The sequence below is a fragment of the uncultured Castellaniella sp. genome (genome assembly GCF_937988725.1).
Taxonomy (GTDB): domain Bacteria; phylum Pseudomonadota; class Gammaproteobacteria; order Burkholderiales; family Burkholderiaceae_B; genus Castellaniella.
Genome location: NZ_CALKHS010000010.1, coordinates 1,178,872 through 1,190,982 on the forward strand (window position 1 = coordinate 1,178,872; position 12,111 = coordinate 1,190,982).

Consider the following 12,111-nt stretch of genomic DNA (forward strand, 5'->3'; position numbering starts at 1 on the left):
CGACAATCTTGAGGGGGCATGCTACCAATGTAAGGAAATGATGCCTATTGGCGTGGACGACAATTCGAAGCCATGGCCGGGCGGCCTCGAAGCCCGCATCGAATCACACATCCACGCCGCGCCGCGCGTGCTGGTCGATCCCATGCACCCGCAGCGCCAGCATCAGGCGGTCGGTGACGCCCATTTTTTCGAAGATGGCGGAAATGTGCGCCCGCACGGTGCGCTCGGTGATGCCCAGGCTGTCGGCGATGGACTGGTTCGAATGGCCTTGGGCGACGTAGCGGGCGACGTCGCGTTCGCGGGCGGTCAGGTCCCGGGCCCAGTCCTGATCGGGTTCGGGCACGGCTTGGCCGATCTGGCTGAGCATCCGGGTCAGCATGCTCTTGCCGACCCAGATTTCGCCGCCCATGACGTGGCGCAGGACGCGGTCCAGGCCCTGGACCGGCATGTAGGCATGCACGTAGCCGACGGCCCCGGCCACCAGGGCGCGCTGGCCTTCGGGGTCGCCGGGATGGGTGCTGGCCACCACGATCTGCAGGCCAGCGGGAATGGACGGAATCTGCGAACCGGCCGTGGGCAGCAGGCGGGCATCCATGATGACCATCACTCCCCGGCGTCCCCAGGGGGCCAGGTCGGCCAGCTTGGTGCCATGCGCCGGCGCCCAATCGGCCTGCGACAGGCTCGACCAATGCCGATAGAGCGACTCGTCCGCCGTGAGCAACAGAACCGGTAAGGTCATGATCATTCCCCCTTCAGCGTTCGCGGAACGCATTGGAATGCGCTCGCAAAACGGGTTTCAGCAGATACTGCATCAAGGTGCGCTTGCCCGTCAGGATGTGGACTTCGGCCATCATCCCGGGGATGATGGGCCGCTCGTCGCTGCCGACGTAGGCTTTTTCGGTGCGGACCTTGACCAGATAGTAGGAATTGCCTTTTTCATCGGTGATGGAGTCCGCGCCGATTTCCTCCACGTGGCCCTGCAGGCCGCCGTAGATGGAAAAGTCATAGGCGGTGAATTTGACTTCCGCCTTCTGGCCCGGATACAGGAAACCGATGTCGCGCGGATTGACCTTCACTTCCAGCAGCAGGGTGTCGTCGGACGGGACGATTTCCATGATGTCCTTGCCCGGCTGCACGACGCCGCCGATGGTGTTGGCCGTCAGGGTCTTGACCGTGCCGTTGACCGGCGAACGGATGTTGGACGAGGTGACCCGGTCCGCCAGGGCGATCTGGCTTTCCAGCAGGGACGACAGCTTGGCCCGGGTGTCGGACAGTTCCGTGCGGGCCTGGTTGCGGAAGGTGACCTCGGTCTCGCCCAGCTTGGCCTGGGCTTCCTGGATGGCGGCCTGGATCTTGTCGATCTGCGCCGCCGCCGATTTCTGGTCGCCGCAGTATTTCGCCACGTCGCGCTGCAGGCGCAGCAGATCCACCTGCGACACGGCGCCGCTGGCCAGCAGCGGCTTGGTCATGGAATATTCGCGCGACGACAGGCTGCAGGCGGTGGCCGCCTGATCGCGGTTGGCGATGGTGGAACGCAGTTCCTGCTGGCGCTGGTTCAGCTGTTCCTGGGCGACCTGCAGATTGGCCTGCAATTCGCGGGTGCGCGCCTGCCAGACGTTGCGTTCCTGCTCGGCCAGATTAGGGGCCTGTTCCACGACATCGGCCGGCGCCTGGAAAGGCGTGTTGTTGGCGATGGCTTCCAGGCGGGCGACCTTGGCCTTCAGGGCCAGGGATTCGGCCCGGTTTTCCCCCAGCGACGAGGAATACCGCGTCGGGTCGATGCGCAGCAGGACCTGGTTCTTGACGACCTTGTCGCCGGGGCGCACCAGGATTTCCTGGACGACGCCGCCGTCCAGGCTTTGCACGACCTGCACCTGGCGGGACGGCACAACCTTGCCTTCGCCGCGCACGACTTCGTCGATTTCCGCAGTGGAAGCCCAGAAAATCAGCACGCCCAGCGTCAGCAGCGACATCCAGATCAGCGTCCGCGAACCCCGGGTGCGCTGCTGGCTGAGCGCCCAGGTGGCGTCGCCGATCATGTCCTTGCCGCCGCCGTGATGGTCGGGGGCGAACGTGGCGCGCAGGCGGTCGAACCAATGTGGTAGCAATCCCATGATGTCAGCTCCTGCGGGCGCCGCCGATGCGGCCCTGGCGCAGGGCCTCGACCACCTGGGCCTTGGGACCGTCGGCCACGATGCGGCCGTGGTCGATGACCATCAGCCGGTCGACCAGGTCCAGCAGCGAGGTGCGGTGCGTGACCAGGATCATGGTCTTGCCCTGGCTGGCCGCCCGCAGGCGGGCCTTCAGCTGGGATTCGCTCTGGTGGTCCATGTTGCTGCTGGGCTCGTCCAGCAGCAGGATCTGCGGATCATTGACCAGCGCCCGGGCGATGGCGATGGATTGGCGCTGCCCCCCCGACAGCGAATCGCCGCGTTCGCCCACGATCATGTTGTAGCCTTCCGGATGGGCGGCCGCGAATTCGTCCACGCCGGCCAGCTGGGCCGCCCGCAGCACGTCTTCGTCCGAGGCGAAGGGGGATGCGATGGTCAGGTTGTGCTTCAGGGTGCCGTAGAACAGCACGGGATCCTGGGGCACGTAGCCGATGGTGCGGCGCACGTCGGCCGGATCGATCTGGTTCAGATCGATGCCGTCGACCAGAATGGCCCCCTGCACCGGCGCATACAGTTTCAGCACCAGCTTTTCCAGCGTGGTCTTGCCCGAGCCGATGCGCCCGATGATGCCGACCTTTTCACCCGGCTGGATCCGGAAGCTGACGTCGTCCAGCGCCGCCATCTGGGTATTGGGATAGGCGAAGGTCACGCCCTGGAACTCGATCCCGCCGCGCAGTTGCGGGCGCGGCATGAAGGCGCGGTCCGCGGGGCGTTCCACCGGCATGGACATGTAGTTGTCGATGGACTTCAGGGACGCCTTGGCGTTGTGATACTGCATCATCAGGCCCACGACCTGCCCCAGCGGCGCCAGGCAGCGCCCGGAGATCATGGACGCGGCGATGATGCCGCCCATGGTCATGCCGTCCTGCACCAGATAGACGCCGATCACCACCACGCTGATGTTGACCAGTTGCTGGCAGGTCTGCACGAAGCTGACCGTGACGGAGGACGTGAGCTTGATGTGCGCCCCCAGTTCGGCCAGCCAGCGGGTGGATTCTTCCCACATGCGCTGCGAATGGCTCTGGGCGTTCAGGGCCTTGACGGTTTCCATGCCGTTCAGGGCCTCGATCAGGCCGGCGTTGCGCTGCGCCCCGGCCTGGAAGGATTCCAGGGTCATCTTTTCGACCCGGGCCAGGGAAAACAGCGACACGAACAGGATGATCAGGATGGCCACGATGGGCGGCGCCACCATCCAGGGGGAGATCCAGGCCAGCACCGCCAGGAACAGCACGACGAACGGCAGGTCCACCAGGGTGGTGAGGCTGGCGGACGCGATGAAGTCGCGCACGGACTCGAAGGAGCGCAGGTTCGACGCGAAGGAGCCGACCGACACCGGCCGGCTTTCCATGCGCAGGTCCAGCACCTGTTCCATGATGCGCGAGGACAATTCCACGTCGACGCGTTTGCTGGCGATATCGACCACGTAGGCGCGGATCGCCGTCAGCGCCAGGTTGAACACCATGGCCAGGGCGATGCCGATGGTCAGCGCCCACAGCGTTTCGACCGCGCTGTTGGGAATGACGCGATCGTAGATGTTCATCGTGTACAGCGGCATGACCAGGGCGAAGATGTTGATCAGCACCGCGGCCGCGACGGCATCGCGGTAGAGCTTCCAGTTGCCCAGCATGGCGGCCCAGAACCAGTGGCCGCTGCGCGCCCGCATGTGGGCGTCCTGGGTGCGGTCCTCGGTCCGGTATTTCGGCCGCACGAAGGCGGCCAGGCCGGCGTATTCGATTTCCAGGTCCGCCTTGTGGACTTCGACGGGTTCCGGGGATTCCGGGTACTGCACCAGATACTGGTCGGCGCGTTCGCGGATCAGCACGCAGGTACGCTGGTTTTTCAGGAACAGGATGGCGGGAAACACGCTGCGCGACCAGCCGCCCAGTTTGCGGCGCACGATGCGCGCGCTGCACTGCGCCCGGCCGGCGGCCCGCGTCAGCAGCGACGGCGTCAGGCATTGATCGACCAGCGGCAGGCCCGAAGACAATTGCTGCGCCGTGCACGGACGACCCAGCAGCTGGGTGACCAGGACCAGGCTGGCCAGCAGGGGATCGTCATGCAGCTGGTGCGGCGTCGCGCCGGGCAGCTCAGGCCCCCGGTCCGCCGCGGCGGCGCCCGACGACGCAGCGCCCCCGGGCGTCGTCGCCCGGGGCGGGGAATCGGGTTGGGGGGATTCGGGCTGCGCGGCCATGGCGGCGTCAGAGGATGTTGTCGTCATCGGGAATCAGATCCAGCGCGTCACGCAGACGCTGGCGCGCGCTCTTGCGCAGATTGAGTTTTTCGAGCGCCTGGGGAGGGAGGTCCGTCAGCCGCAGCGACCCGTTGGCGATCAATGCATCGATCAGATCTTCCAGGACCCGGATGAATCCGGCATCCAGTTGTGAAAGATCCTGCTTGATGCGGTCGTGATCAGAGGCCATCAGCCCTTCCTTGTTCCACAGAGAAAACCGGGTTGCCTGCCCGGCAACCCGTTGGTCTTCGTACCGGGGCGGGCCGGACCGGCCCGCCGTTGTCGCCGGATCAATTCCAGCCGCTGGCGCCCTTTTTACCGGTCTGGCCCGTGGGGGCGAGCACCGGGGGCTTCATGCCGCCCTGGTAATTCACCTGCACGGGTTGCAAGCGGCTGGTATCGGGCAAGGGCGTCACGCAAGCCTTCAGGATTTCATCCGGAAACTGCAGCTTGCCGGCCTCGTCGGGTTGTTCCTGGTAGGGATCGCCCAGGCCCAGCGCCGGCAGCACGCGATGCGACAGGCTGAGCCAGCGGAATTCCGCGACCCGCAGGTCGAAGGCGCCGTTGGTCAGGGCCTGGCGAGCATCGAACAGTTCGTTTTCCGTATCCAGCAGGTCGAGCAGCGTGCGCTGGCCGATCTTGAACTGTTGCAGGTACGCCACGCGAACCTGGGAGATGTCGCGTTCGTGCTGCTGCAGGAAGGGCATCTGCAGGCGCAGGCGCACGACGTTGTTCCAGGCGATGGAGAGTTCCTGCTGCACGTTGCGGCACGTGTAGTCGCGCACGTCGCGGGCCGCGTAGGTCTGCGCGGCCGTCTGGCGCACGCGGGCGCTGTCGGCGCCGCCGCGGAACAGGTTGAAGCTAGCCATCAACTGAACGTTGGAGCTTTGCACCGACGAGTCGTTGATGTAGGGCGGATCGGAACGGTCCCGCCCGGTCGCGGCGCGCAGTTCCAGCGTGGGAGAGAAACGCCCTTTCGCCGAGGCGTTGCCGCGCTCGGCCGCCTGCACCAGGGCCTGCTTGGCCAGCACGCTGGGGTTCACCCGCACCGACGGGATGAAATCCGTGGGATCCTTGGGCAGGTCCTTTTCCACATCGGGGACTTCGGCCATGGTGTCGGCCGGCACCTTGCCGATGATCCGTTGGTAGCGCTGGGTGACGTCGTTGAGATTGCCGCTGGCGGTCATCAGATTGGTCTGCGCCAGGGCCACCCGGGCCTGCGCCTGGACTTCGTCCACGCCCCGGCCCACGCCCGAATCGCTGCGTTCGGAGATCTGCTTGAGGATGTCGGTGTGCAGCTTGTAGTTCTGCTCGGCCAGGCGGACCTGTTCCCGATACCGCTGCACGTCCAGATACGCCTGCGTGGCCTGCTGGGCCATGTCGTCGACCGTGGCTTTCAGGGTGTAGTAGTCCGCCAGCTTTTCAAAGCCCAGCTGGCGCACGTCGTTGATCGTGGAGAAGCCGTCGAACAGCAACTGGCGCAGCGACAGGCTGTAGCCCGTCCGCGTCCAGTCGGTGGACCCGCTGGCTTCGCTGCTGCCGCGGTATTCGCGGCCGGTCCAGCCCTGCAGGTTGACTTCGGGCAGCAGGCGGCCGCGGCCGACCTTCTGGCCTTCCAGGCTGGATTGGAAGTTCTGGAACTGGGCGCCGATTTCGGGGTTGTTGAGAACCGCGGATTCCACGGCCTGCTGCAGGGAGATGTTGTCCGCGGATGCGGCCGCCGAGAACGCCAGCGCCACGGCGGCGCCCAGCAAAGTGAGGGTGGTTTTATGGTTTTTCATGCGTCAATTCTCCTCTGGGACATCAGCCTGGGCAGCCACGCGGCTTTCCGACAGTGCCCGGACGAACAAATACAACTTATATCGTCAGAAACAAGTGGAATCTATTACACACGTACACGGCGCCACACAGACCCAAAGAGGGAGAAGACTGTCAAGACGGCTGTCCGCACCGGATGTAACAACGAAATGGTTTCAATACCATGACGACACCAGTGTTATTGGAACATTGGGAGCACCTGGGCAAACGCCCACTGGCAAGTCGGAGCCACTGACTTCTGGCCAGTGTTCTTGAAGCATGAACTTGCGTCTTCTGTATGTTTAAGTGTTGCAAATACGGTTGCATTGTACAAACCAGATTCACTTGTGACCAGTATTGACAATGATCAAATCGATATAAATGAAGTTAAAAAGTATTACCCGCCCGGGAGGCCATGATACTGCCTTCCCCCTGGCCGGGAAACACGGTATAAACCAGAGTATCTTTGCCGGAGTCCCCCTTGCCCGCCTTCCACGAGATCACCCGTCCCGCAGCCGTCCGCCGCCCTGCCCGTCCCGGCATTCCGGCGGGTGCGGATGCCGCGACGGCATGACGGGCGCCGGCATGCCGCCATCCCTTCAGCCCGGCGGCGGCGGATCCGCGCGGCGGCCGGCATGCTGAACATTCTCTGGCTCGGGTTTTTCCTGGTCGCGGCGGCCGCCGGGCTCTTCCAGTGGCTGGCGCTGGGCGATCCGGCCGTCTTCTCCCGCCTGATCGCCAGCCTGTTCGACATGGCCGACCTGTCGGTCAAGCTGATGCTGCTGCTGTTCGGCACCCTGACCCTGTGGATGGGGTTCCTGCGCATCGCGGAATCCGCCGGCCTGGTCCAGGGTCTGGCCCGGCTGCTGGGGCCGCTGTTCCGGCGGCTGATGCCGGAGGTGCCGGCCGGACACCCGGCGTTGGGTCTGATGACGCTGAATTTCGCGGCCAACGCCCTGGGGCTGGACAACGCCGCCACCCCCATCGGGCTGCGCGCCATGCATGCGCTGCAGGATCTGAACCCCGAACCCAGGACCGCCACCAACGCGCAGATCCTGTTCCTGGTGCTGAATTCCTCGTCCCTGACCCTGTTGCCCGTCTCGATCTTCATGTACCGGGCGCAACAGGGCGCGCCGGATCCGACGCTGGTGTTCCTGCCCATCCTGCTGGCGACCTCGGCCTCGACGCTGGCGGGCCTGCTGTCCGTGGCGTTCATGCAGCGCCTGCGGCTGCGCGATCCCGTGGTCCTGGCCTGGCTGGGCGGGGGCGCCCTGCTGCTGGGCGGCTTCATGGCCGTCCTGGCCAGCCTGAGCGCCGGCGCCGTGGCGGCCCTGTCGTCCCTGCTGGGCAATCTGGTGCTGTTCGGCGTCATCATCGCCTTCCTGGCGGTCGGCGCCTGGAAGCGGATCCCGGTGTACGAAAGCTTCATCGAAGGCGCCCGCGACGGCTTCGACGTCTGCAAGAACCTGCTGCCCTATCTGGTCGCCATGCTCTGCGCCATCGGCGTGCTGCGGGCGTCCGGCGCGCTGGACATGGTGCTGGACGCCATCCGCTGGACGGTGCACGGGATGGGCCTGGACACGCGTTTCGTGGACGCCCTGCCCACGGCCCTGGTCAAGCCGTTTTCGGGCAGCGCGGCGCGGGCGCTGCTGATCGAGACCATGCAGCATTCGGGGCCCGACAGCTTCGCGTCGCTGCTGGCCGCGACCGTCCAGGGCAGCACCGAAACCACGTTCTACGTGCTGGCCGTCTATTTCGGCGCGGTCGGCATCCAGCGGGCCCGCCACGCGGTGGGTTGCGCCCTGCTGGCCGACCTGGCCGGCGTGCTGGCTTCGATCGGAGTGTGCTACTGGTTTTTCGCCTAGGCAGGCTGCCGGCCACTGGCCGGGAACGCCACGTCGGCCAGCGCCTTCAACGGCCCCGCCGCGCGGATGGCGTCGATCTGTGCCGGATCGCGCACGTAGATGGTGCCGCCGAAGGACAAGGCATTCAGGGACACCCCCTGGAAATGCTCCTTGCTGCGGGGCAGCACCAGCATCCAGCCGTCGCCCGCCAGCATGTTGCAAGGCGGCAAAAGACCATCGACGCCCGCCCGCAGGTCCAGTTCCGCGCACGCCTGCCCGAACGCCGTCAGCATGCTCCGGGCGCTGGCCTGGACATCCGCCCCCTGCCCCGCATCCACCCGCGCGAAACGATGCGCCAGGGGCAAGGCCGGGTGCCGGCTGATGGCCCCCAGGGGCAGGCCCTCCGGCATGCCCGCGCCCAGGGCGCGCAACGACGCGTTCTGGTCCGATGCGGGAATCCATTGCACGTGCTTGTGCCGCTGGCTGGCCCCGGCCGCCGCGCCGCCGTTGTAGAACCCCAGGCCGCCCTCGGCCGACAGGATGGCGGCCAGCGCCTGGAAATCCACCTGCTCCAGGGGCGCCTGCTGTTCCGCGAACACGCGCCGCGCCAGCACCAGATGATGCCGGCAGACCGGGAACTTGTTCAGGATCGCCACGTGGTGATCGCCCGCGGTGCCCACCAGCAAGGCGGGATCCGGATTCAGGAAAGGGTTGAAACCGGGGTCGCGCGGCCCGCCCGGCAAGATCGTGGCGCCCCCGGGCCCGGAGGCAGGCTTGCCCGCCGCATCCTTGGCGGCCAGCGCCGCCACCCAGCGCACGATGAAGGACAGGCCCTGATCCTGGAGGACGACCTGATCGGCCTGGATCGGCTGCAGGTCGCCCGAAGCGATGGCCGCGTCGGTGCGGGCGCGCACCGTGCGCATGAAGGTGGATTCCATGGTGTTCCCCGGTCATCGGGCGGGGATGCCCCGCCGCAAGCCGTCCGTTCCGGCCCCCGCCGACGGACTCCGGTCGATTGTAGGGTATTCGCGCAAGGCGCTTTCGGGATATGCTGACTGCTTCACCCATCCCCTCGTCGAGAGGCCGGCATGTCGCAGCATTCCTTCCCCCTGTCCCGAACGCTTCTGGCCGGCGCGGCGGCCGGCGCCAGCCTGATGCTGGCGGGCTGCGCCAACATCGCGGCCACGCCGCCGGGCACCCCGCTGGCGCAGGTCGAGGCCCGGTTCGGCGCCCCGACCCTGCAATGCACCGACAGGCAGGGGCGCGAGCGCGCCGTCTGGTCGCAGCAGCCTTTCGGGCAGCACGCCTGGGGCGCCACGGTCGACGCCCAGGGCCGCGTCGGCCCGATCCAGCCCCTGTTGACCGACGAACACTTCCAGGTGCTGAAACAAGGCGTCTGGACGGCCGAGCAGGTGCGCTGCGAATTCGGCCCGCCCGCGATCATCGACACGGCCGGCCTGCCCAACGTGCGCCAGATCGTCTGGAGCTACCGCTACAAGCAGGACCACGTCTGGAATTCGCTGATGTACGTGTTCATGGGCCGCGACGGCGCCCAGGTGACGAAGTTCCACCCCGGGCCGGACCCGATGTACGACCAGGACAGCCAACTGCCCAGGATGTAGGATCGCGGCGCGCGCCTAGTCCAGAACCGACTTGCGATGCCATGCCTCGCGGCTGGTCGCCAGCCCTCCCAGCCGCTCCGATAGGCGGTCCGCCAGCTTGCGCATTGCCAGGCCTGCGCGTCTTTCCAGTTCGGGATCCACCTCGTTGGCCAGGATGCTGACCGCGACACCCGCGACCGCCTCCGGGTTGTACGAGTCGAAGACCGGGGCGCCGAAACAATACATGCCTTCGCGCACGCTTTCACGATCGATGGAATAACCCCGGCGGCGCACCTCGTGGAGTTCCGCCACGAGTTCGTCCACGTCGCGCAGCCCCTTCATCGTCAATGGCGCCGGCCACGGATCGCCCTGGCCCATGAGCAGCTTGCTGACGCTCTGGTCCGGCAAAGTGCTCAACATGGCCAGGCCCGTCGCCGTATAAACGGCGGGGATCCGCATCCCCGTCTTGAAGGTGAAACCCAGGGGGCGGGTCCCGTTGCGGCACGCGATGTAGACGACTTCCCGGCCGTCGCGGACCGACAGCGTGATGGTCTCTTCCGGCAGGACGCGCATCTCGTCCCAGGACGCGAAAAACTCCTGCGTGATGTTGATGCGGGCCAGGAACGCATTGGCCCACATGACCACATGCGGTCCGAGCGTCATCTGCCCGCTTTCCAGCCGCGTCAGCAGATTCAGGTGTTCCAGGGTCGCGCACAACCCATGTATGCTGCTTTTCGGCAGTTGCAGGGCGCGCGTCAGGTCCGCCAGCGACTGAGGCGAGCCCGCCCGCGCAAGACAGTCCAGAATGGCGGCCGCCCTGCCCACCGCCGGCGCCGCAAGTTTATCGCTGCTCAAAAAACATCTCCTCCATGACCGGGGCTCATTGTCCCTGAAAAGCCCGTCCCGATCCCGGGCACCCTAGGAAAATCCCTCAGACCGCTCTGTTGACTGGTTTTATACCATTTTGTACCATGCACAGAGTTCATCATACGCAACGATGTTCATTATATTGAACGAATAGCCTGAACAGCAATCGCTCATACCGTCCATCGAAACGTCATGACCCCGGGCTCATGCGAAAAATCACGCCCAGGGGAAGGAGCCCCGGGAGCCAATGACTATCGGCGCCGGGGCAAGTCCAGAGTAGTGCAACGGAGAGACAGATGAAATTTGGCTTGAAGAAATCGATGCGCAGAACCGCGCTCTGCACCGCCATCGGCGCACTGTCGGTCGGCCTGGCCGGCAACGCGGCCGCGGCGGACAAACCCATCAAGATCGGCGTGGTGACATTCCTGTCGGGCGCCGCCGCCGGCACCTTCGGCATCCCGGCGCGAAACGGCGCAGAACTGATCGCCGACCAGATCAACGCCGGCGCCGTGCCCGGCCCATACGGCACCAAGGGATTCGGCGGCACGCCCATCGAACTCAAGATCATCGACGAGGCGGGCGGCTCGACCAAGGCCGTCACCGAATACCGAAACCTGGTGGGGCAACAGGACGTCGACATGGTCGTCGGCTACATCTCCAGCGGGGACTGCCTGGCCGTGGCGCCGGTCGCGGAGGAGCTCAAGAAGCTCACGGTCTTCTTCGACTGCGGCACGCCGCGCATCTTCGAAGACAATTCCTACCACTACGTGTTCCGCACCGGCGCGCTGGGCACCATGGACAACGTCAGCGCAGCGCTGTATCTGAAGGACCGGGGCGTGAAGGTCGACAACTACGCGGGCATCAACCAGAACTACGCCTACGGACAGGACAACTGGGCGGACTTCACGGCCACCATGGCGCAGATCTACCCCAAGGCCAAGATCGCCACCGCGCAATTCCCGAAACTGGGGGCGGGCCAGTACGGCGCCGAGATCTCCACGCTGCTGTCCAGCCGTCCCGACGTCGTGATGTCCAGTTTCTGGGGCGGCGACACCGACGCGCTGATCCTGCAGGGATCGGCGCGCGGCCTGTTCAAGAAGAGCAAGGTCATCCTGACTGCCGGCGAGACGGCCGTGCAGAAGCTCGGCTCGCAGATTCCCGACGGCACCATCATCGGCGCGCGCGGGCCATTCGACATGCTGGCCCCGGATTCCGCCATGAATACCTGGTTTCGCAAGGCCTTCGAAGACCGCTATTCGATTCCGCCGAGCTACCCGGCCTACAAGATCACGCAAGCCCTCCTCGGCGTGAAAACGGCGTATGAAAAAGCAAAGGCCGCCAACAACAACAGCGCGCCCAGCCAGGAACAGATCATCGCCGCTTTCGAACACCTGACCTGGACCGGCCCCGGCGGCGAAGTCACGCTGGGCCTGGGCAAAGGACACCAGGCCGTCCAGGGAACCGCCGTGGGCACGGTCAAGCATGAAAACGGCGCGCTCAAGGTCGTCGACATCGTCCGCTTCCCCGCCGACAAGGTCACACCGCCGGATGGCGTGAAGAGCACGGACTGGATCAAGAACGGCTTCAAGCAATAAGCAGTC

Annotated in this window: 10 protein-coding genes; 3 read left to right on the forward strand and 7 right to left on the reverse strand. The window is 65.8% G+C overall.

All coding sequences use genetic code 11. The annotated features are described in order from the left end of the window. Positions 1-103 precede the first annotated feature (103 nt). The 5 genes from Q0263_RS15970 to Q0263_RS15990 form a co-directional block, all read right to left on the reverse strand. Positions 104-739 (reverse strand): response regulator transcription factor, encoded by a 636-nt coding sequence (locus tag Q0263_RS15970; RefSeq protein WP_298018332.1) that lies wholly within the window; start codon positions 737-739, stop codon positions 104-106. Between the two features lie 13 nt (positions 740-752). Next, complete coding sequence (locus Q0263_RS15975; RefSeq protein ID WP_298019177.1) at positions 753-2,039, reverse strand: HlyD family type I secretion periplasmic adaptor subunit; 1,287 nt, start codon at positions 2,037-2,039, stop codon at positions 753-755. 79 nt (positions 2,040-2,118) lie between these two features. Then, a complete protein-coding gene (locus Q0263_RS15980; RefSeq protein ID WP_298018334.1) occupies positions 2,119-4,389 on the reverse strand; it encodes a type I secretion system permease/ATPase in 2,271 nt (756 codons plus the stop codon). Beyond that, the gene (locus Q0263_RS15985) at positions 4,370-4,591 is read right to left on the reverse strand and encodes a hypothetical protein (RefSeq protein WP_298018337.1); all 222 of its coding nucleotides are present in this window, start codon (positions 4,589-4,591) and stop codon (positions 4,370-4,372) included. Before Q0263_RS15985 ends, Q0263_RS15980 begins: the two co-directional genes overlap by 20 nt. Positions 4,592-4,691: 100 nt before the next feature. Beyond that, positions 4,692-6,182: a TolC family outer membrane protein gene (locus Q0263_RS15990; protein ID WP_298018340.1), complete on the reverse strand. Its 1,491-nt coding sequence runs from the start codon at positions 6,180-6,182 to the stop codon at positions 4,692-4,694. A 651-nt stretch (positions 6,183-6,833) separates the two neighbouring features. Here Q0263_RS15990 and Q0263_RS15995 point away from each other — a divergent pair. Beyond that, positions 6,834-8,063 carry a spore maturation protein gene (locus Q0263_RS15995; RefSeq protein WP_298018343.1) on the forward strand — a complete coding sequence of 410 codons (1,230 nt, stop codon included), beginning with the start codon at positions 6,834-6,836 and terminating at the stop codon, positions 8,061-8,063. On the opposite strand, the gene Q0263_RS16000 is transcribed toward Q0263_RS15995, so the two are convergent. Beyond that, positions 8,060-8,980, reverse strand: a complete 921-nt coding sequence (locus Q0263_RS16000; RefSeq protein WP_298018346.1) for a phosphorylase — start codon at positions 8,978-8,980, stop codon at positions 8,060-8,062. The genes Q0263_RS15995 and Q0263_RS16000 overlap by 4 nt on opposite strands. A 216-nt stretch (positions 8,981-9,196) precedes the next feature. Between Q0263_RS16000 and Q0263_RS16005 the strand changes: the two genes are divergently transcribed. Further along, on the forward strand, positions 9,197-9,664 hold the full coding sequence (locus Q0263_RS16005) for a hypothetical protein (protein WP_298019180.1): 468 nt from the start codon (positions 9,197-9,199) through the stop codon (positions 9,662-9,664). A 15-nt stretch (positions 9,665-9,679) separates the two neighbouring features. Here the strand turns inward: Q0263_RS16005 and Q0263_RS16010 are convergent, their stop codons facing one another. Next, positions 9,680-10,498 (reverse strand): IclR family transcriptional regulator, encoded by an 819-nt coding sequence (locus Q0263_RS16010; protein WP_298018349.1) that lies wholly within the window; start codon positions 10,496-10,498, stop codon positions 9,680-9,682. A 308-nt stretch (positions 10,499-10,806) separates the two neighbouring features. Here Q0263_RS16010 and Q0263_RS16015 point away from each other — a divergent pair, with 308 nt between their 5' ends. Continuing rightward, the gene (locus tag Q0263_RS16015) at positions 10,807-12,105 is read left to right on the forward strand and encodes an ABC transporter substrate-binding protein (protein WP_298018352.1); all 1,299 of its coding nucleotides are present in this window, start codon (positions 10,807-10,809) and stop codon (positions 12,103-12,105) included. The last annotated feature ends 6 nt before the right edge of the window (positions 12,106-12,111 follow it).